Source organism: Polyangium spumosum, assembly GCF_009649845.1.
Lineage (GTDB): Bacteria > Myxococcota_A > Polyangia > Polyangiales > Polyangiaceae > Polyangium > Polyangium spumosum.
Map to the genome: position 1 here is coordinate 151,990 of NZ_WJIE01000001.1, position 19,329 is coordinate 171,318.

At 69.9% G+C, this 19,329-nt stretch carries 16 protein-coding genes; 6 read left to right on the top strand and 10 right to left on the bottom strand.

Translation table 11 applies throughout. The annotated features are described in order from the left end of the window. Nucleotides 1-369: 369 nt before the first annotated feature. Genes GF068_RS00700 through dinB form a run of 3 tightly spaced genes read right to left on the bottom strand, consistent with a single transcriptional unit; the run spans nt 370 to nt 4,264 of the window. Nucleotides 370-2,289: a hypothetical protein gene (locus GF068_RS00700; RefSeq protein WP_153817363.1), complete on the bottom strand. Its 1,920-nt coding sequence runs from the start codon at nt 2,287-2,289 to the stop codon at nt 370-372. 42 nt (nt 2,290-2,331) lie between these two features. Further along, a complete protein-coding gene (locus GF068_RS00705; RefSeq protein ID WP_153817364.1) occupies nt 2,332-2,985 on the bottom strand; it encodes a succinate dehydrogenase/fumarate reductase transmembrane subunit in 654 nt (217 codons plus the stop codon). A gap of 43 nt (nt 2,986-3,028) precedes the next feature. Beyond that, entirely contained in the window at nt 3,029-4,264 is a 1,236-nt protein-coding gene (gene dinB, locus GF068_RS00710) for a DNA polymerase IV (RefSeq protein WP_153817365.1), read from the bottom strand. A gap of 103 nt (nt 4,265-4,367) precedes the next feature. Here dinB and GF068_RS00715 point away from each other — a divergent pair, with 103 nt between their 5' ends. Next, on the top strand, nt 4,368-6,695 hold the full coding sequence (locus tag GF068_RS00715) for an ATP-binding protein (RefSeq protein ID WP_170319235.1): 2,328 nt from the start codon (nt 4,368-4,370) through the stop codon (nt 6,693-6,695). Beyond that, nucleotides 6,682-7,080: a response regulator gene (locus tag GF068_RS00720; RefSeq protein WP_240806555.1), complete on the top strand. Its 399-nt coding sequence runs from the start codon at nt 6,682-6,684 to the stop codon at nt 7,078-7,080. The genes GF068_RS00715 and GF068_RS00720 overlap by 14 nt, the downstream gene beginning before the upstream one ends. Here the strand turns inward: GF068_RS00720 and GF068_RS00725 are convergent. Continuing rightward, nucleotides 7,051-8,406: a cytochrome P450 gene (locus GF068_RS00725; RefSeq protein WP_170319236.1), complete on the bottom strand. Its 1,356-nt coding sequence runs from the start codon at nt 8,404-8,406 to the stop codon at nt 7,051-7,053. The two genes, GF068_RS00720 and GF068_RS00725, sit on opposite strands and share 30 nt — an antisense overlap. Nucleotides 8,407-8,517: 111 nt before the next feature. Beyond that, the gene (locus GF068_RS00730; protein ID WP_153817368.1) at nt 8,518-9,027 is read right to left on the bottom strand and encodes a universal stress protein; all 510 of its coding nucleotides are present in this window, start codon (nt 9,025-9,027) and stop codon (nt 8,518-8,520) included. Between the two features lie 103 nt (nt 9,028-9,130). Between GF068_RS00730 and GF068_RS00735 the strand changes: the two genes are divergently transcribed. Both GF068_RS00735 and GF068_RS00740 read left to right on the top strand, forming a co-directional pair. Next, complete coding sequence (locus tag GF068_RS00735) at nt 9,131-10,363, top strand: LA_2272 family surface repeat-containing protein (RefSeq protein WP_153817369.1); 1,233 nt, start codon at nt 9,131-9,133, stop codon at nt 10,361-10,363. A gap of 53 nt (nt 10,364-10,416) precedes the next feature. Continuing rightward, nucleotides 10,417-11,664: a right-handed parallel beta-helix repeat-containing protein gene (locus GF068_RS00740; RefSeq protein WP_170319237.1), complete on the top strand. Its 1,248-nt coding sequence runs from the start codon at nt 10,417-10,419 to the stop codon at nt 11,662-11,664. Nucleotides 11,665-11,679: 15 nt separating this feature from the next. Here GF068_RS00740 and GF068_RS00745 read toward each other — a convergent pair whose 3' ends face one another. Next, nucleotides 11,680-12,315 carry a hypothetical protein gene (locus tag GF068_RS00745; protein WP_153817371.1) on the bottom strand — a complete coding sequence of 212 codons (636 nt, stop codon included), beginning with the start codon at nt 12,313-12,315 and terminating at the stop codon, nt 11,680-11,682. A gap of 230 nt (nt 12,316-12,545) precedes the next feature. Here GF068_RS00745 and GF068_RS00750 point away from each other — a divergent pair, with 230 nt between their 5' ends. Next, nucleotides 12,546-13,460 carry a M57 family metalloprotease gene (locus GF068_RS00750; RefSeq protein ID WP_240806556.1) on the top strand — a complete coding sequence of 305 codons (915 nt, stop codon included), beginning with the start codon at nt 12,546-12,548 and terminating at the stop codon, nt 13,458-13,460. Nucleotides 13,461-13,526: 66 nt separating this feature from the next. Here GF068_RS00750 and GF068_RS00755 read toward each other — a convergent pair whose 3' ends face one another. Together GF068_RS00755 and GF068_RS00760 are read right to left on the bottom strand one after the other, a co-directional pair. Beyond that, a complete protein-coding gene (locus tag GF068_RS00755; RefSeq protein WP_153817372.1) occupies nt 13,527-14,069 on the bottom strand; it encodes an inorganic diphosphatase in 543 nt (180 codons plus the stop codon). Between the two features lie 49 nt (nt 14,070-14,118). Beyond that, nucleotides 14,119-16,260 (bottom strand): SBBP repeat-containing protein, encoded by a 2,142-nt coding sequence (locus tag GF068_RS00760; RefSeq protein WP_153817373.1) that lies wholly within the window; start codon nt 16,258-16,260, stop codon nt 14,119-14,121. A 178-nt stretch (nt 16,261-16,438) separates the two neighbouring features. Here GF068_RS00760 and GF068_RS00765 point away from each other — a divergent pair, with 178 nt between their 5' ends. Then, the gene (locus GF068_RS00765) at nt 16,439-17,365 is read left to right on the top strand and encodes an NHL repeat-containing protein (RefSeq protein WP_153817374.1); all 927 of its coding nucleotides are present in this window, start codon (nt 16,439-16,441) and stop codon (nt 17,363-17,365) included. A gap of 5 nt (nt 17,366-17,370) precedes the next feature. Here the strand turns inward: GF068_RS00765 and GF068_RS00770 are convergent, their stop codons facing one another. Together GF068_RS00770 and malQ are read right to left on the bottom strand one after the other, a co-directional pair. Further along, nucleotides 17,371-17,790 carry a zf-TFIIB domain-containing protein gene (locus GF068_RS00770; RefSeq protein ID WP_153817375.1) on the bottom strand — a complete coding sequence of 140 codons (420 nt, stop codon included), beginning with the start codon at nt 17,788-17,790 and terminating at the stop codon, nt 17,371-17,373. Next, complete coding sequence (gene malQ, locus GF068_RS00775; protein ID WP_153817376.1) at nt 17,787-19,313, bottom strand: 4-alpha-glucanotransferase; 1,527 nt, start codon at nt 19,311-19,313, stop codon at nt 17,787-17,789. The genes GF068_RS00770 and malQ overlap by 4 nt, the downstream gene beginning before the upstream one ends. Nucleotides 19,314-19,329: the final 16 nt, after the last annotated feature.

Below are 19,329 nucleotides of genomic sequence, written 5' to 3' on the forward strand. Positions count from 1 at the left end.
CTCATCGGGCAGGCGCAGAGCCGGGGCGCTGCCCCGGACCCCGCGGGGGCTGTCCGCCCCTCGACCCGGACCAGGGCAAGCCCTGGACCTCAGGGGGGAAAACTGCGCTCCGCGCAGTTTACCCCACAGGCCGACGTCGAGGCCGTGTCGCCAGCAGAACCAGCAGCGCGGCGGTCTCGGTTGGCAGGGTCGTTGTTGGTCTTGACTGCGGCTGTTCGATGAACTGCGCGGAGCGCAGTTCATCGACGTTGGGTCCAGCCCCTGGCTGGTCCGGGTCCAGGGGCGGACAGCCCCTGGTGGGGCCTGGGGCAACGCCCCAGCTCTGCGCCTGCCCGATGAGACCCATGCTCAGCTCCCGGCTCCCGCCTCCTACTTCGTGAAATCGCAGCTCCCGCCTGTGCACGCCTCCGGCACCGTGATCGTCGGCTGCCCGTCCCAGACCGACTTCAGGTACGCCGTGATCTGCGCCCGCGCCGCGTCACCCGCGGGACCGCCGTTCGCGGCGAAGCCGTGGATGTCGTACGGGTCGTCGCTCGGAACCTTGTATTGCGTGAGGCCGCTCTTGCCGACGATCTCCGTCGAGGACTCGATCCCCGCCGTCGGCCGTAATACCGCGCCGACCTGACCTGCGCCCACCGCCACGGACAGGAGCGCCGTGCCCTCGTTCGGCAGGATGGGATCGCCGATGCTCTCCTGGATGAGATATGCCGTCGGCTCCTCCGGCATTCGATCCGCCCAGCTCGAGCCGTCCACCTCGTCCCAGTTCGATTGGCTCAAGGCCAGCGCATATCCCACGTCGAGGTTGCCGCCGTACGTCGTCTGCAAGAGGCCCCGCACCGTCGCATACACGTCCGAGCCGGGGATGAAATGCGACCACCCCGCCCCGGGCACGTTGAGCACGCCGTGGTGCATGTCCGGGTCCGCCGAGGCATACACGAGGCCAAGCGTGCCGCCGAGCGAGCCACCCGCCCAGACTGGGATGCTGCCGTCCGGCTTGCGGTCGATGAGCGGGTTCGCTGCGCCGTCGAACGTCGGGCCCGAGAGGAGCTCGCCGAGCACGGTGTCCATCGACCGCTGGATCGCCGCGCCGTCCGCGAGCGCCTGCAGGAGCCGCGCCGTCGAGCGGTGTGTGGCCTCGGCCATCCGCGTGAGGTTGACGAAGGTCTCGATGAGGTCGTCGCCGGTCCAGCCGACGAAACGAATGCCGACCTTGCCGACGCCACTCTGGCCGAGCTGGGTGTCGAACGCGCTGTCGTCGACGTCGCCGCCCATGCCGTGGCCATACATCACGAATCGGTAATCACCGACGCCCGCAGGGACCATCACCCGGAACGGCGCCTCGTGTGTGCCGCTCTCGACCACGTCGCCGGCCGCGTCGAGCGAGAGGTCGAAATCGTCCTCCAGGAACGAAGGGAGCCCGACGAGGCGACCACGCACGATGGCCGCGATGGATACGTTCGGGGTCCAGACGACGGAGTCGATTTCCACCGTGATTTTGCCTTGCGAGACGGCGTCGATCGCGGCCTCGCGCATGGCCGTGAGCCGCTTCGTGGCGTCGTCGCCGGAGCGGGTCGTGAAATCGAAGACGCGGAGCACACGCGCCGGATCGATGCCCGCGTCCGCGAGCAGCTTTCGCGTCGGGGCGTGATAACCGCGGAGATTGGCCTCGGCCTGCGAGTCGGGCTCGACGAGGCCAAGCGCGACCTGGGTCTGGCGCGTGGGCGCGATGGCGGCGCCGTCTTCATAGGTGAGGTCGTTCAGCACGACGCCGACGTAATCGGCGCCGGGCTCGAGCGGGCGCGTGGGATAAGCGAGGAGCAGGGTCTCGGTGGCGGTGTCCTCGCCCGGAAGGGTGGAGAGGCGCAAGGGGACGGATTCACCACGGCGGGGATGGTCGGGCTGCGCGAGCAAGAGGCGCACGGGGCCGTCGGCCGAGGTGGCCGCGGGGGCCACGACGGGGCCGGGGAACCCCACGACGAGCGGGGTGACGCGCGAGAAGCCGTCGGCGAGGGCGAGGGAGCGAGGATCGTCGGCGACGGGCAGGCTCGTGGCCTCGACGTGGAGGCGGACGCCCGTGGCCGTGGCGGCGTCGGCCTTCAAGTAAGCGCTGGAGGGCCAGGGCAGGAGGCAACGAAGCTCGTCGGGATCACCACACGGGGCCGTGAGCGGCGCGCGCTGGTCGGCAGCACGATCGGGCGCGGTGAAGGCGACGGAGGAGGTGTCCTCACCACCGCAGGCGGCGAGGAGGAGCGCAAAAGCGAAGAAGGAGCGGCGAGCGTGATGGAGCATGGCGAGGCCACCGTAACGGAGTGGCCACGCCGGGGAAATGGTTCAGGCGCCCGCGCGCCAGAGGGCGTAAATCGCGGCCCAGGACATGGCGAGCAGGACGACGAAGAAGACGTAGGAGAGGCGCTCGATGGTGCGGAGCGACTTGCGGCTCGCGGCGAGGCCCCAGCCCATGGCGAAGGTGCCGATGCCATTGGCGAGGTGGTAGGCGACGCCGAGGGTGCCGAGCAGGTAGACCACGAGCGTGGGCATGTGGTGGTGCATCTCGCGCGAGATGTCCGCGAAGGTCTCGGCATGGCCGAGCAGGAGCCGCGGGCGGAGCATCGCGAGCCAGATGTGCGCGCCGAGGAAAAAGAGCACGCCGACGGCGCTCGCGCGCTGGAGGAGGAAGCGGAAGTTGGCGAAGTAGCCGTACTTCTCGTTGTTCGGGCGCATGCTCGTGAGCCGGCCGATGCCCCAGATCGTGTGGAACACGAGGGGCAGGAGCACGACGACGAGCGTGGCCGCATGCGCGACGGGGTGCGGGTGATGGGTGACGGACGTCTGCCACGCCTCGGCGCCCTGGAAGGCCGAGAGGTTGTCCCAGACGTGGTTCACGGTCCAGACGCCGAGCGGCGCCACGGCGAGCAGCGATCCGAGGCGCGAGGCGACGAAGGTCTTGCGCGCGCCACGAGAAGCATCGAGGGTCTCGGCCGACATGCGCTCGGCCTTAGTAGCTTTGGGCGCGAATGACAAGAGCTGGCTAGCGCTTGCGGTGGCCAGGAGGCTCGTCGAATCGGGCCGCGCCGACTTTTCTGCGCGCCTCGTCGTCCGTGTTGCCATGCCCGAGACGCGCGACGTCGGCAGGGACGACGGCCGCAGCGCCGAAGCGGTCGGCGATGCGGTCGAGGACCTGGTTGAGGCGCTTCGAGCGTTGCGCCCCCTGGTCGAAGAGGCCGAGCTGGCCGCCGCCGCGGCTGAGGTCGTGGGCCGTGACGCCCGTGAGGCGGACACGCCGCGACAGGGGCAGGCCGTCGAGGAGCGCGAGGGCCGCGCGGTGGAGGAGCGCTCCGTCGTCGGTGGGCTCGTCGAGCGTGGCGCGGCGGGTGACGAGGGTGTGGTCGGAGAGCTTGACCTTGAGGACGACCGCACGCGCGACGAGGCCGGCGCGGCGCAAGCGGCGGCCCACACGCAAGGCCTGCGCGTGCACGTGCGGGGCGAGGGCGCCGATGCCCTGGAGGTCTTGCTCGAAGGTGTCCTCGGCCCCGAGCGATTTCTGCTCGCGATCAGGGATGACGGGGCGGTCGTCCCCATGGCCCGTGGCGAGGGCATGGATGTGCGGGCCGAGCTTGCCGAGCAAGACGCCGAGCGAAGCAGGATCCCGCGCAGCGACGTCGCCGACGGTGTGCAAGCCGTGCGCGCGCAGAATCTCCTCGGTCTTCGGGCCGACCCCCCAGAGGCGCGCGACGGGCAGCGGCGCGAGGAAGCGGGTGGTGTCCTCGGGCGCGACGACACGCTGGCCGTTCGGCTTGGCGAGGTCGGAGGCGATCTTGGCGACGAGCTTCGAGGAGGCGACGCCCGCCGAGGCCGGGAGGTGGACCTCGTCGGCGATACGCGCGCGTACGTGCGCGGCGATGGCCTCGCCCGTGCCGAAGAGGGCGCGGGAGGCGGTGACGTCGAGGAAGGCCTCGTCGAGCGAGAGGGGCTCGACGAGGGGGGTGACGGACTCGAAGATGGCGTGGATCTGCTCGCTCGCCTCGACGTACGCGGCGAAGCGAGGAGGGACGACGACGGCGCCCGGCGCGAGGGCGAGGGCGCGAGCCATGGGCATGGCGCTGCGGACGCCGAAGGGGCGGACCTCGTAGGAAGCAGCGAGGACGACGCCGCGGCGCGGATGGCCGCCGACGATGACGGGGCGGCCGCGGAGGGCAGGGTCGTCGCGTTGCTCGACGGAGGCGTAAAACGCATCCATGTCGACGTGGACGACGACCCGGCTCATGGGGCGAGGGTATGCCACGTCGTGGCAATGTTCGTATCCGAAAAACACGGCCGAGGACGCCCGGGTGTGACATCGGGCCCCGGTGTTGCTTCGGAGCCCGCGCGTGGCCATCGCGGCAGCAGCATCCGAGCTCGACATCTCGCCCGCAGAGCTCGAGGAGTGCGCGCGGGAGCCGATCCACGTCCCGGGCAGCGTGCAGCCGCACGGCGCGCTGATCACCGTGCGCGAGGACGATCTGCGGATCGCGCAGGCGAGCGAGAACACCCAGGCCCTCGTCGGCGTGGACGCGCGCGCGCTCGTCGGCAGGCCCCTGCGGGCGCTCCTGGATCCAGCGTCGTGGGGCCCCCTCGAGCGCGCCCTCGGGCGCCCCTCGCTCCGCAAGGAGAGCCCGCTGCCGATGCGCTTCGCGGGGCTCGCGTTGACGGCGACGATGCACCGATCGGAGGGGCTCGTGGTGATCGAGCTGGAGGCGCCAGGTCCGCCCGAGGAGGAGCGGATCGCAGGCGCGCTCGAGCTCGTGCTCGAGCGGCTCGGAGGAGCACGATCGGTGCTGGATCTGCTCGGAATCGTGACGTCCGAGCTCAAGGCGCTGACGGGCTACGACCGGGTGATGATCTACCGGTTCCACGAGGACGGGCACGGCGAGGTCGTGGTCGAGGAGCGCGAGGCGGAGATGGAGCCGTACCTCGGGCTGCACTACCCGGCCTCGGACATCCCGCCGCAGGCGCGCCGGCTGTACAAGAAGAACCCGATCCGGTGCATCCGGGACGTGGAGGCGCGCGACGCGCAGATCGTGCCGGAAGAGAACCCGCGGACCGGCCGCCCGCTCGACCTGAGCGACGCATGGCTGCGCAGCGTCTCGCCGGTGCACGTGCAATACCTCCGCAACATGGGGGCACGCGCGTCGATGTCGATCTCGATCGTGCGCGAGGGCGAGCTGTTCGGCCTCGTCGCATGCCACCACCGCGTGCCGCGGCTGCTCGGGCCGGCGACACGCGGGATGTGCGTGGTGCTCGGGCGCATGGTGTCGCTCCAGGTCGAGGTGCTCGCGCAACACGAGGCGACGGAGCAGAAGCTCCGCGCGAGCCGGCGCGCGCAGCGCTACGTGGAGCAAGTGACGCAGGGGCTCGGCGCGGCAGGAAAACGCGCGCCGGCGACGGGCGACGCGGAGAGGGGCCTGCTCGGGCAGGTGGAGGCGCTCTCGGGGTTCGTGGAGGCGACGGGCGTGGCCGTGGTGGACGAGCAGAACGTGGCGACGGCCGGAGTGACGCCGGCGCGGGAGCAGGTGCTCGGGATCGTGGCGTGGCTGCGCGAGGTGATGGCGGAGCCGATCTACGCGACGGACGCGCTGGGGGAGGAGCTGCCCGAGGCGCGCGCGCTCGCGCCCGTGGCGAGCGGGCTGCTCGTGACGTCGTTCAGCCCAGGGGCGCGGACGCTGCTCATGTGGTTCCGGCCGGAGGTGGAGCGGACGGTCACGTGGGGCGGCGATCCACGCAAGCCGCTCACGCGGGATCCGATGACGATGCGGCTCGCGCCGCGGCGGTCGTTCGAGGTGTGGCGACAGACGGTGAAGGGGCGCGCGGAGCCCTGGAAGCCGTGGGAAATCGAGGCGGCGAGCGCGCTACGCGCGGCCGTGGCGGCGATCGTGCTGGGGCAAGCGGCGGAGCTCGCGCGGCTGGCGTCGGATCTGCGGGCGGCGCTGCGGACGCGGGACGATTTCCTCACGGTGGCGTCGCACGAGCTGCGCACGCCGATCGCGACGCTGCGGCTGACGCTCGACGGGCTCGAGCGCGCGGTGTCGCGCGCGGAGGGGGGGCTGCGGCCGGCGGAGGCGCTGCCGCGGATCGAGATGGCGCAGCGGCAGGTGGAGCGGACGGCGTCGCTCGTGGATCAGCTCCTCGACGTGTCGAAGCTGTCGTCGGGCAAGCTCGCGCTTTCGTTCTCGGAGATGGATCTCGGGGGGCTCGTGCGTCGGGTGGCGGAGCGGCACTTGCTGCCGGCGGCGGCGGCGGGGTGCACGATGGAGGTGCACGCGGAGCCGGGGGTCGTGGGGCAATGGGACGAGGGGCGGCTCGATCAGGTGGTGACGAACCTGCTCACGAACGCGATCAAGTACGGCGCGGGGAAGCCGGTGACGATCGAGGTGACGGCGGGGCGAGGGGAGGCGGAGATCGTGGTGAAGGATCGGGGCATCGGCATCCCGGTCGAGGCGCAGGCGCGGATCTTCGAGCGATTCGAGCGAGCGGTGCCGACGAGCCATTACGGAGGGTTCGGGCTGGGGCTCTGGATCGTGAAGCAGTTCGTGGAGCAAATGGGCGGTCGCGTGTCGGTGGACTCGACGGAGGGTCGAGGCGCGACGTTCACGGTGCGGCTGCCGCTCGTGAGGAGGGTGAGACACGAGGAGGAGGGCCAGGGCGTTGCTGGAGCCTAACCGCTGCGTGCTGGTGGTGGACGACGACGAGGACCTTCGCCAGGCGGTGTCGTCGGTCCTCTCGGAGGAGGGGTATCAGGTGCTGGAGGCGGCGAACGGGGCCGAGGCGCTCTCGCGGCTGCACAGCGGGCCGATCCCGGACGTGATCCTGCTCGATCTGATGATGCCGGTGATGAACGGGGCGCAATTCCGGATCGCGCAGACGTCGGATCCGTCGCTCGCAGAGGTGCCCGTCGTGGTGATGACGGCGGCCGGGGCGAGGGCCGAGGAGCCCATCGAGGCGATCCGGCCGACGCGCGTGTTGCACAAGCCGGTCGGGCTCATGCCGCTGCTCGATACGGTGGAAGAGGTGGCGTCAAGAAGGCGAAACGGCGGGACGAAGTAGCTCGCGTTCGGGCGGGGGAGCAGGCTCGTACGCGACGACGATGGGGCCCCTCGGGCGGAGGGTGATCAGGGGATCGAGGGCGAGGGGGGAGCTATCGAGGAGGCGGACGCGGAAGCGGCGGAGGATCGTGGCGAGGACGATGGTGGCTTCGAGGAGGGAGAACTGGTTGCCAATGCAGATGCGTGGCCCGCCGCCGAAGGGATAATACGCAAAACGAGGGAGCGCGCGCTCGAGGCCGCCGAGCCAGCGATCGGGGAGGAAGCGCTCGGGCTCGGGGAAATACCGGGCGTCGCGGTGATTGACGTACTGGGCCATCCAGAGCTGGGTGCCCCGGGGGATACGATAACCACAAAGCGTGAGGTCCTCGATGGCCTCGCGGCCAATGGCATACGCCGGCGGGTAGAGGCGCAAGGTCTCGAGGACGACGGCGCGGGCATAAGGGAGGCGCGCGAGGGTGTCGGTGGTGGGGAGGTCCTGCCCGAGGACGGCGTCGATTTCAGCGCAGAGGCGCGCCTCGATATCGGGATTGCGGCCGAGGAGGACAAACGCAAAGGAGAGGGCGAGGGCGGTGGTCTCGTGGCCAGCGAGGAAGAGGGTCATGAGCTCGTCGCGCATCTCGCGATCGGAGAGGCCACGGCCAGCGTCATCCTCGGCCGCGAGGAGCATGGAGAGGAGATCGGAGCCACCACGAGGACGCGCCCGCCGCTCACGGACGATGCCGAGCAGGACGTCGTCGAGGGTGGCAATGGCGTCGCGGAGGCGGCGATGGTCGGGCAAGGGGAGGCGCTCGACCCAGGGGTAGAGGGTGATCAAGCCGTCCCCGAAGCGATCGGTGACGAAGTTGATGGCCCGCGCGACGTCGGCGGCGCGGTCGTCGACGTCGCTGTCGAAGAGGGCCTTGGCGACGATGTTGAGGGTGAGGCGCATCATGTCGCGGTGAAGGTCGCGGACCTCGCGAGGCTGGAGGGAGAGGGCAAAACGCTCGGCCGCGAGGGCCATGTCGTTGCCGTAGGCGGCGATGCGCTCCCGGTGGAAAGCGGGGGCGAGGAGGCGGCGGTGGCGGAGCCAGATGTCGCCCTCCGAGGTGAGGAGGCCGTCGCCGAGGACACGGCCGAGGCCGCGGGTCATGCGGTCTTTCCAGAAGCGGCGGTGTTCGGTGACGAGGACACGTTCGATGTCGTCGGGCTCGCGGAGGAGGTAGGCGTCGATGGGGCCGAGGCGCATGCCGACGAGGGGCCCGCGCGCGGCCAGGGAGAGGAGGAAGGAGAGAGGATCGCCGCGATAGGCGAGGGAGTGGCCGACGAGCGGGAGGGCGCCCGGGGCCATGGGAGGGAGGGGGGCGGCGGAGGACATGGGGGGATTGTACTGGAAAAACAGTGGCAGGACGGAGGCGCAATGGCCCCTCGTCGGGCGCGAGGAGGTCCCGCGCCCCTCCGCTCAGGCGCCCTGTCGCCGCTCTCGGACCAGGTCCGCGGGCGATACGCCCCCGCGGAGCCGCTCGGCGAGCGACTCCTCCCCCTCGGAGACCCGCACGGTGAGCACGGGGCAGGGGGCGTTCCACATGACCCCCTCGGCGACGCTGCCGACGAGCATGTGCAGCCGCCCGACGCGGCCGTGTGTCCCCATGATGATCAGGTCGTGCTCGCCGTCCGCCGCCGCATGGACGATCGTCTTCAGCGGGTCGCCGGTCTGCGTGCTGCGGCCGAGCCGGTCCCCCAGGCGGCTCCGGGCCCTCGAGATGGCTTCCTCCATCTGCTGCTCGGCCTGCCGCTGCGCTTCGGGGGCGAGCGGCACCGTGGAGCCCACGCCGACGTCGCCCTGCTCGTGCACGTGCAGCACATCGACGCTGGCCCCGAGCTCGTCCGCGAACGAACTCGCGTATTCGAGCGCGGCGATCGAGCAGGCCGAAGGATCCATCGGAACGAGAATCTTGCGGATGAGCGGCATGCGATTCAATACTCCGCCGAGCGATGAAGCAACGCTCGTGCCCAGCGTCCTGAATGGCGGGCTTCGCGCGGCGGCCGAGACCGGTTAAGCTCGCCTCCGCGCCATGACGCCGCGTCCCGACCCCACCGCCTCCGCAAGACGTACGCTCGCCGCGACCGCCGCGCTCGCCCTCGGCTCGCTCGCCCCCGCGGCGGCGAGCGCAGCCGACCCCGAACCCGCTCCCGTCGCCATTCCCGCGCCCGCCCCCGCGCCCATTCCTGATCCGGAGTACCCGCCTCCCGTCGTCGTCCCCGACGATCCACCTCCGCCGTCGCCCTCCTCCGTCCCGTACCGCCCCGTCAATTTCGGGTTCATGTATCCGATCGCGACCAACGTCGGCGCGCCGGACATCTTCACCCACCTCGACATCGCGCTCGTGCTCGGCCGGATCGGCTATCTCGGCGGCTTGCAGATCGGGCCCGTGGGCTGGGTCGGTTACGATATGCGGGGCGCGCAGATCGGGCTCGCCCACGTCGTCGATGGGCGGGCCGAGGGGCTCGAGATCGACGGGATCTTCTCGATCGCGCGCGGCGATTTCACGGGCGCGCAGGTCGCCGGGCTCATGGGGTGGACGAGCGGGCGGATGACGGGGCTCGCGCTCGCAGGGATGGCGAGCCACGCGAGCGGGGACGTGGACGGCGTCCTCGCCGGAGGCCTCGTCTCCGTCGCGCGAGGCAGGGTCCGCGGGCTTCAAATCGCGGGCGGGACGAACATCGGGCGCGTCGACGGGCTGCAGATCGGGGTCGTGAACGTCTCCGCGGAGGTGCGCGGCGTGCAGATCGGGATCGTCAACGTGGCGCGGCGTATCGAGGGCGTGCAGATCGGGGTCCTCAACGTCACGGACAAGCTGGAAGGCGAATCCCTCGGCCTCGTGCCCATCCCGCGGCGGGGCGGGGTTCACCCGCTCGTCTGGGGATCGAATTCCATCTTCGCGAACGTGGGCGTGAAATTCGCCAGCGCGTACGCGTATTCGATCCTCGGGATCGGCCTGCACAATCGTCCGACCCCGGAAGGCCGGCGGCAAGCGGCGTTCACCGCGGGGCTCACGCTGGGCGCGCGCGTGCCGATCGCCGAGGGGTTCGCGGTGGCCGGGGATCTCGGCGCGAACCGGCTCTTCGCGGAGGGGGTGCCGCTCACCACGCACGACGAGCTTTACAAGGCGCGCGTGCTGCTCTCGTTCGAGATCGCCAAACGGCTCGTGCCGTTCGTCGGGGGCGGCGTGGCGATGGCCGTGCAGGGGGCGGATTCGCTGCGGTTCACGGTCTTGCCGGAGGGGACGGCGGGGATCGAGCTCTGATTGGTCAGCCCCTGGAAATCGTGGTAAATGCGGAGATGGAGGGGGCGACCATCATGAAATGCAATCGCGACGTGCTCGTCGTGTCGTGTGCCGTAGGGGTCGGAGCTGCCGCGGGCCTCGTCCCTGCGCAGGCCCATTCGTCCGGCGCGATCTTCGTCCAGCCGGGTCAGTCGATCCAGGCCGCCATCGATCAGGCGTCCCCTGGAGACACGATCCTGATCATGCCAGGCGTGTACCAGGTGTGCGCCGATTCGACCAACGGCCTCGTCATCGACAAGAGCGGCATCTCGCTCGTCGGGCTGAGCACGCCCACCGAGCGCGTCGTCGTCGAGAAATGCGACACGCAGCGCAACGGTATCGTCGTCGTGCCCAGCGAACACAAGGACTGCATGGGCTGCCACGAGAGCATGGCGCCGCCGTTCGCGCTGAAGCCCGGCATCGACGACATCACGGGCTGCGCCGAGCCCGCCCTGCACGACGTCGAGATCCGCGGCATCACCGTCCGCAATTTCGAGAACAACGGGCTGTTCACGGAGTGCGTCGACGGCTTCCGTATCGTCGACGTCCACGCGGAGGGCAACCCGAACTACGGGATCTTCCCGACGCTCTCGCGCAACGGGCTCATCGCGCGGAGCTTCGCCACGGGCGCCGTCGACAGCGGCATCTGGGTCGAGACGTCGGAGAACGTGCGGGTCACGCACAACCTGGTCGAAGGCAACACCCTCGGCCTCGAGGTGTCGAACAGCGACGATGTCGAGCTGACCTACAACGTGGTCAGGAACAACTCCATCGGAATCGCGGCCTTCCTCTTGCCGGAGATTTACGATATCCGGCCAGGCGCCAAGCGGATCGACGTCCGCCACAACCTCGTCTACGACAACAACAAGCCGAACACGGTCCCGGAGAATCATCCGCTCAGGCCGTTCCCGTCCGGGCAGGGCATTCTTTACATCGGCGTGGACGCGTCGGAGATCTCCGGCAACCTCGTCGTCGGCAACGATTTCACGGGCATCGTCCTCGCGGACTTCGATGTGGTGGCCCCCGGCGAACCGAGCTGCGGGGACGTGTGCGGCGCGTTCCAGGAGGACCAGGACGCCCGGGACAACCACGTGTTCAGCAACCTGGCGACGGGAAATGGCCTGCATCCAGGCTCGCCGGGGGAGAACCCGTTCTTCTTCGTCGCGAGCGACCTGGCGCTGCTCAGCCCGTCGCCGACGACCACCAACTGCTTCGAGAAGAACGTGTTCGACACGTTCTTCTGGCTGCCCTTCGGGCCGACCGCTCCGCCCGATTGCGACTGAACGTCCCTCGCGGGATCAAGCGACGGCCGCGGGCGACGTCGCGGCCGTGTGGGCGTCCGCCTGCGCGCGCGCGTCGAGGGCCCGCGCAGCGGCGAGGAGCAGCGCCGCCTGGCCGATCGAGACGAGCGCATACGCAATACAAACCAGGACCGCCCCGTCGCCGAACCCACTCACGGCCAGGAGCGCGAGGATCAGCACGACATTGTGCACGAGCGAAAAACGCGCGATGGCGCGCGACTGGGTGGCGGCATTCGGATCCCGGCGCAGCAGCAGGACGCCCGCCGCGAGAAGGCCCCCGGCGACGTAAAGGCCGGTCGGCGCCGAGAGGGTGAGGACGAAGACCACGGGCTGCATGACCTCCACGGGCCTCCCGAGCATCTCCAGGCTGACGACGAGCCCCGCGAGCGCCGCGAGCGCCCCCGGGACGACCATCTGACCGAGGAGGAAGCTCGTGATCGCCGCGAGCTTCACCAGGATCGGCGCCTTGCCCGGGACCCAGATCGGCACGTCGACGGCGCGGTAAGCGCCGCCGCCGCGCTTCTCGTACCGCGCGAGCACGAGCCCCCACACGCCGCGCCCCGCGATACGCCCTCCCACGTACAGCAGCGACGGGACAGCCAGAAACAGCGCAAGGAATAGAACGATCTCCATCGTGACCTCGGGGTTTCGAGCGATGGACGTCCGAGGCGCGCCGAACGTTCCGTGTCGTCCGAGGAGTTAGGGTGCAGGGATCGAGGAGACAAGGTGGGAACCTCGGCCACCTTCACGCCCACGCGCGGCGTCGATTGCGCGCGCACATCGGACATTTCTCCGCGCCGGTCACGAAAGTTACCACATCGACGGCTCCTCCCGATCCTGGTACAGATTCGACTCTGTCCGGGATGACCACGAATCGGAAGAAGGAGACGTCGCGCATGAAGAAGCTTGGCCTCGTTCACGGAATGCTCGTGCTGTCCGCCACCGCCGCGCTCGCGACCGGCTGCGTCGCCGATGCCGGCGAGGTGGGGGACGTGGAGAACGTCGGAATGGGGATCACCTGGGAGGAGTTCCAGGCGAACGTCTTCCAGGAGCCGGAGACGGGCGTTTACATCGTCGACGGCGATACGCCGATGTTCAGCGAAGCCGAGCTCGAGCAATTCTACCTGGAGCACGTGCAGGACGGCGCGCTCGCGGTGTATACGTCCGGCGGCCAGGACGTGAAATGGGACGCGGCGACGGCGCTGAACATCACGTATTGCGTCAGCACGAACTTCGGCAGCCGCTACAGCACGGTCGTGAATGCGATGAACCAGGCGACGAGCGCCTGGGAGGGCGCGGCGAACATCAATTTCGTCCACAAGAGCGACCAGGACTCGGCCTGCTCGGCGCAAAACAAGAACGTCATCTTCGACGTCCGCCCGGTCAACGTGGGCGGGCAGTACCTCGCGCGCGCGTTCTTCCCGAACACGAGCCGCAACGGCCGCAACGTGCTCATCGACAACAGCTCGTTCACGACGCAGGGCATCTCGCTCGACGGCATCCTGCGCCACGAGCTCGGCCACGCGCTCGGCTTCCGCCACGAGCACACGCGCCCCGAGGCCGGCGCCTGCTTCGAGGACAACAACTGGCGCGGCCTGACGCCTTACGACTCGAGCTCGGTCATGCACTACCCGCAGTGCAATGGGACGAACTCCTGGGCGCTCAACCTGACGAGCCAGGACAAGGCCGGCGCAGCCGCGCTCTACGGCGCCCCGGGCGGCGGCGGCACGGACGGCGGCGGCAGCGGCGGCGGCAAGGGCGGCGGCAAGCCCAAGTGAACCGCTGAGCCTCACCAGACGCCCGCCCTCTCCACCACGCGGAGAGGGCGGGTCGGGGTGGGGAGGTCAGGGTTTGTCCCAGGCCGCGTCCTTCCGGTACGTGGCGAGCGACTCGGCGATCACCTCGACGGCGCGCTTGCGATCGTAGAGGTCGTCGACCTCGCTGATCTTGCCCTCGAGGATCTTGTAATCCTGAAAGAAGCGCCGGATCTCGGCGAGGACGTGCGGCGGGAGGGCCGTCGCGTCCTCGTAATGGGCATACGCAGGATCGTCGATCGCCACGGCGACGATCTTGTCGTCGACGCCCTTGTCGTCACGCATCCGAAACCCGCCCACCGGCCGGGCGCGCACGATGGTCAGGGGATGAACGGGCTCCTGCATCAAGACGAGGATGTCGAGCGGGTCGCCGTCGCCCGCGTGCGTCTGCGGGATGAAGCCGTAGTTCGCGGGATAGTGGACCGACGAGTAAAGGACGCGGTCGAGCATGAGCAGGCCCGTGCGCTTGTCGAGCTCGTACTTGAGCTTGGATCCCCGCGGGATCTCGATCACCGCGGGGACGAAGTCCGAAATGGTGGAGGGGACGACGTGGATATCGTGAAGCGGATGCATGCGCGGCAGGCTCTACCCCAACCGCGCACATTTGCCAGTCTCGGCGAGCTCAGGGTGCGAGCTTGGCGAGGAACATGTCCGTCCCGCCGGCCGAGGTGAAGGGCCCGCCGCCGAAGTCGATGATGTTCTCGAAGGTGCCCGTCACCCAGGTGTTGGTCATCGGGTCGATCGCGACCGACTCGCCCGACTGGTGCGTCAGCATGCCGCTGCCGTAACGGCGGAGCCAGAGCGGCCCACCACTCGGGTCGAGCTTGGCCACGAAGACGTCGCGCCCGCCCGCGCTGACCGCCGGGCCACCGCCGAAGTTGACCTGCCCGAAGAACTCGCCCGTCACCACGATGTTGCCGAAGACGTCGACCGCGACGCCCTGGCCACGCTGCGCGCTCATGTTGCCGAAGCTCTTGGCCCAGACCGGGTTGCCCATGGCGTCGAGCTTGGCGATGTACCCGTCGACATTGGCCGTCCCGTCGGCCGAGGTCAGCGCGAACCCGCCGATCGTCATCGCTCCGGCGAACTCGCCCGTGAAGACGACGGCGCCCTGGTTGTCCACGGCCACCGCGAACGCGCGCTGGTTCGAGGCGTCGCCGTAGCTCTTGCTCCACTGGTGCGTGCCGAAGCTGTCGAGCCGCACGACGGCGACGTCGTAATCACCCGCGCTCGTGAGCGTGCCGCCGCCGAAGTTGACGCTGTTCTGGAAGGCCCCGACGAACGTGACCTGGTTCGATCCGGAGGCCGAGACCTCGTAGCCGAACTGCGTGCCCTGGCCGCCGAAGGTCTTGGCCCAGAGCTCGCCACCGGTCGTCGAGTACTTGAGGAGGATCGCGTCGAGGCCGTCGACCCCCATGAGCTGCTGGCCGCCGAAGGTGATGTTGCCCGAGAACTGGCCCGTCACGTAGGCCGCGCCCGCCGCGTCGACCGCGATGTCCATGCCCTGCTGCGTGACCGTGTTGCCGAGCGTCTTCACCCAGACCTGGACGCCCTCCGTGGTCAACTTGGCCACGAAGAGGTCGTCGCCGCCCATGCTCGTGTGCGTGCCACTCCCGAAGCTGAGCGTGCCCTGGAACGAGCCCGTGACGTACACGTTGCCCGAGCCGTCGACGGCGATGCCGTTGCCGACCTGGTTCAGGTTGTTGCCGTACCGCTTCGCCCAGAGGACGTTGCCCATGGGGTCGTACTTCGCGACGAGCAGGTCGAAGCCACCCGCGCTCGTGAGCGTGCCGACGGAGCCGCCGAAGTCGATCGAGCCCTCGAAGTGGCCGATCGTGTAGACGTTGCCCTGGCTGTCCACCGCGACGTCCATGCCGATCTGGTTCGAGGCGTCGCCGTAGGGCTTGCTCGCGACGTGGTTGCCCGTGCACGCGAGCGCCACGCCGTTGCAGTCCTCGTCGGCGGGCGAGGCGCAGTTGTCGAGCGAGGGGAGGACCTCGCCCATGCAGGCGCCGTAACCCGTGCCGTCCGGGAGGCAGGTCTGCATGCCGGGCATGCAGACGCCGACGCCGGACGTGCCATCCTGGCCGGTGTAACAAGACATCGACGTGTTCGGGACGCAGGCGCAGCCGATGCCGTCGTCGACGTTGCCGTCGCAGTCGTCGTCGAGCATGTTGCAGACCTCGACCGCGGGCTGGACCTGCCCGACGCAGGCCTCGTAGGACTTGCCGTCGGCCGCGCACGTGGCCTTGCCCATCATGCAGATGCCGACGCCGGCCGTGCCGCCCGGGCCTTCGTAGCAGTCCATCATCTCGCCCGGCACGCAGACGCAGTCGGCGCCGTCGTCGACCATGCCGTTGCAGTCGTCGTCGACGCCGTTGCACGTCTCGGTCGCGGGTACGACCTCGCCGACGCACGCGCCGAACTCGCCGCTCGGCTCGCAGGTCTGCACGCCTGCGACGCAGGGTCCGACGCCCTGGCTGTCGTCGGGGCCCGAATAACACGGCTGCGTGGTGCCGAGGGTGCAGCCGGCCATGCCGCCCTGGCCGCCCATCCCGCCGGCGCCGCCCTGGCCGCCGATCCCGCCGGCGCCGCCCTGGCCGCCGATCCCGCCGGCGCCGCCCTGGCCGCCGGTGCCGCCGGCGCCGCCCTGCGCGCCTCCGGTGGTGATGGGGGGGGCGTCGCTGCAGCCCGTCACGGCGGTGAGCAGGGCGAGGGTGATCGTGGGGAAAGAAAGAGAAAGAATACGCGATCGGCGAAGCATGCTGGAGCCTCCGGCGTGGACCGAGGGGAGTGTTCCCGAGTTTCCGTCACATTAGCGAATGCAAGGCCATCCACAATAGCCGGGCCGTTTCCTGCCGGTTCCGGCGAGAAATGTCGAGGGAAACGTGCGCTGGGTGCGCTCCTTGACGCCCGGGAGGGGCTCTGCTCTCTTTTTCCCCATGCGAAGCGCCTCCTTGCTTTTTTCTTCGTTCGCCTTGATCGCGGCCGCCGCGTTCGCCTACGGCTGCTCGGCCACGAACACCGACGGGACGTTCCAGGGCGACGGGGGGAAGGGCGGCGAGGCCGGGCAAGGAGGCTCGGCCGGCGGGGGCGGGGAGGGCGGCGAGGCCGGGCAGGGCGGCGCGGGCGGGTTCGACTTCCCGACCGACGGCGGTCCGCCGGAGCCCGAGCTGCCTGGAGAGGTGTTCGGGCACGGCCCGGACCGGCTGTACAAGCTCGATCCCTACACGAAGGAGGTCACGCTCGTGGACTACTTCGAAGGGTGCGGGGTCGACGTCATCGACATCGCGATCGACAAGGACTCGAAGATCTTCGGGACGACCTTCGGGGGGCTCGTCGCGATCGACAAGACGACCGCGAAGTGCACGCTCATCCAGAACGGCAGTTACCCGAACTCGCTCTCGTTCGTGCCCGCAGGGACGCTCGATCCGAACGAGGAGGTGCTCGTCGGGTATCAGATCGCGACGTACGTGCGCATCGACAAGGTCACGGGGGCGGTGACGACCGTCGGCTCGCTCGGGGGCGGGTACGCGTCGAGCGGGGACATCGTGTCGGTGAAGGGCGGCGGGACGTACCTCACGGTGACCGGCAACGGCTGCAGCGATTGCCTGGTCGAGGTGAACCCGAAGACGGGCGCGCTCATCAAGAACTGGGGCCCGGTGGGCTACGACAACGTCTTCGGGATCGCCTTCTGGGCAGGCAGCGTCTACGGCTTCAACCAGTCGGGCTTCCTCTTCGAGATCACCTTCGATCCGAACGGGAGCGGCATCACGTCGACGCAGATCCCGACCTCGGGAGACCTGAACCTGATCTTCTGGGGCGCAGGCTCGACGACGATCGCGCCGATCGAGCCTCCGCCGAAGTGATCCGGTCAGGCGCCGAGCGAGCGGATCGCGTTGAGCATGCGCCGGAAGAGGCCCTCTTCCGGCGTGTCCTGCGTGGTGTCGTCGACGGGGCCGAGGGCGACGACCTCGGCGAGCTGGGTCGAGGCGATGAGCACGCCGGCGCAGCTCGGGCAGCGGAGGATCTCGGGGCCCTGGCCGCGCAGGTGCTCGGGCGCGAGGACATCCTTGCACCGCGGGCAGATGCGATCGCCGGGTTTGGCCTGCGAAACCGCGGGGCGCACGTCGACGGCCGCGGCGACGGTGGAGACGTCGCCGTCGAACCAGTCGATCCACACGGCATGGCAGTCGGCGCAGACGTCGACGAGCGCGCCGGGCGTCGGCTTCTCTTGAAGCAGGCCGCTGCAGAGCGGGCACTGCGGGGAGGCGAGGCGGTACTGCTCGCTCATCGCGCGGCTCCGGTGGGCGTGGGCTCCGCGACGCGCCCGTAGAGCTCGGCGAGCTCGCGCAGGCGCATGGCCGTCTCGCGGCGGAAGACGTCGCCCTGGAGCAAGAAGCGCCAGTTGTCGCGGGTCGTGGCGGGGTTGTTCATGCGCGCCTCGCTGCCGCGCGCGAGCACGTCCTGCATGGGGATGATCGCCGTGCGCGCGGTGGAGGCGAACGCGGCGAGGATGAAGTCCCAGGCGATGTCCTGACCGCTCACGCGGAGGTAACGCTGGATGTGATGGCGCACGTGCGGCGGGGCCGCGCTCCAGAAGCCCACGGTGGTGTCGTTGTCGTGGGTGCCCGGGTAGACGACGTTGTCGGGCTCGTGGTTGTGGGGCAGGTGCGTGTTGTCCGCGTCGCCGCCGAAGGCGAACTGGAGGACACGCATGCCCGGCAGGCCCGCGGCGCGGCGCAGCTCGTGGACGGCTTCGTCGATCATGCCGAGATCCTCGGCGACGAGCGGCATCTTGCCGTGACGCTCGAGCGCCTGGAAGAACGCGAGCCCGGGGCCCGTGACCCACTTTCCGCCGCGCGCGTCGGGCGCGCCGAAGGGGATCTCCCAGTACGCGGCGAAGGCGCGGAAGTGATCGATGCGGGCGATGTCGGTGTGGGCGAGGATGCGGCGGAGGCGCGCGCGCCACCAGGCGAAGTCGTCCTCGGCCATGCGGGCCCAGTTGTAGATGGGGTTGCCCCAGAGCTGGCCGGTCTCGCTGAAGTAGTCCGGCGGCACGCCCGACACGGTCTTCGGGGTGCCGAGCTCGTCGAGGTGGAAGAGGTTTCGGTGTGCCCAGACGTCGACGCTGTTGCGATCGACGTAGATCGGCAGGTCGCCGACGATACGCACGCCGCGGGCGTGGGCGTAGGCGCGGAGCTCGCTCCACTGGTGCTCGAAGAAAAACAGGATGGCGATCTCGCGCTCGATCTCCTTCGCGTGCTCGGCGCGGGCCTTCGTGATCGCCGCCGGATCGCGGTCGCGCAGCGCGGGCTCCCAGTCCCACCAGGCCTTGCCGCCGTTCTTGCGCGAGAGGAGCCAGAAGAGCGCGCTGTCCTCGAGCCACGAGGCCTCGGCCTCGCGGAAGGCGGCGAGCGGCGCGCGGAGCGGGTGCTCGGGGCGCGCGAGGAGGCGCTCGGCAGCGCGATCGAGGCGCGGCTCCTTGAAGGCGCGCACGGCGTCGAAGTCGACGAGGCTCGCGGGGTTGAAGTCGTGCGCGAGCTCGGTCGCGTCGAGCAGGCCGTGCTCGTGGAGCCGGACGAGGTCGACGAGCAGCGGGTTGCCGGCGAAGGCCGACCAGCAGACGTAAGGGCAGTTGTTGCTGGTCGGGTTGAGGGGCAAGACCTGCCAGAGGCCGAGGCCGGCCATGCCGAGCCAGTCGAGGAAGCGCCGCGCAGAGGCGCCGAGATCCCCCATGCCGTACGTGCCGGGCAGGGAGGTCGGGTGCAGGAGGATCCCCGCCTCGCGGCGGGGTTTGTCTTGGGCCTGGGTCATGCGAGCGTCTCCTCGG

What these genes read in the sequence shown, in the direction of transcription:
- GF068_RS00700 (WP_153817363.1), bottom strand. Translation starts at nt 2,289, where the DNA reads ATGCTCCATCACGCTCGCCGCTCCTTCTTCGCTTTTGCGCTCCTCCTC.
- GF068_RS00705 (WP_153817364.1), bottom strand. Translation starts at nt 2,985, where the DNA reads ATGTCGGCCGAGACCCTCGATGCTTCTCGTGGCGCGCGCAAGACCTTC.
- dinB (WP_153817365.1), bottom strand. Translation starts at nt 4,264, where the DNA reads ATGAGCCGGGTCGTCGTCCACGTCGACATGGATGCGTTTTACGCCTCC.
- GF068_RS00725 (WP_170319236.1), bottom strand. Translation starts at nt 8,406, where the DNA reads ATGGCCCCGGGCGCCCTCCCGCTCGTCGGCCACTCCCTCGCCTATCGC.
- GF068_RS00730 (WP_153817368.1), bottom strand. Translation starts at nt 9,027, where the DNA reads ATGCCGCTCATCCGCAAGATTCTCGTTCCGATGGATCCTTCGGCCTGC.
- GF068_RS00735 (WP_153817369.1), top strand. Translation starts at nt 9,131, where the DNA reads ATGACGCCGCGTCCCGACCCCACCGCCTCCGCAAGACGTACGCTCGCC.
- GF068_RS00740 (WP_170319237.1), top strand. Translation starts at nt 10,417, where the DNA reads ATGAAATGCAATCGCGACGTGCTCGTCGTGTCGTGTGCCGTAGGGGTC.
- GF068_RS00745 (WP_153817371.1), bottom strand. Translation starts at nt 12,315, where the DNA reads ATGGAGATCGTTCTATTCCTTGCGCTGTTTCTGGCTGTCCCGTCGCTG.
- GF068_RS00750 (WP_240806556.1), top strand. Translation starts at nt 12,546, where the DNA reads ATGACCACGAATCGGAAGAAGGAGACGTCGCGCATGAAGAAGCTTGGC.
- GF068_RS00755 (WP_153817372.1), bottom strand. Translation starts at nt 14,069, where the DNA reads ATGCATCCGCTTCACGATATCCACGTCGTCCCCTCCACCATTTCGGAC.
- GF068_RS00760 (WP_153817373.1), bottom strand. Translation starts at nt 16,260, where the DNA reads ATGCTTCGCCGATCGCGTATTCTTTCTCTTTCTTTCCCCACGATCACC.
- GF068_RS00765 (WP_153817374.1), top strand. Translation starts at nt 16,439, where the DNA reads ATGCGAAGCGCCTCCTTGCTTTTTTCTTCGTTCGCCTTGATCGCGGCC.
- GF068_RS00770 (WP_153817375.1), bottom strand. Translation starts at nt 17,790, where the DNA reads ATGAGCGAGCAGTACCGCCTCGCCTCCCCGCAGTGCCCGCTCTGCAGC.
- malQ (WP_153817376.1), bottom strand. Translation starts at nt 19,313, where the DNA reads ATGACCCAGGCCCAAGACAAACCCCGCCGCGAGGCGGGGATCCTCCTG.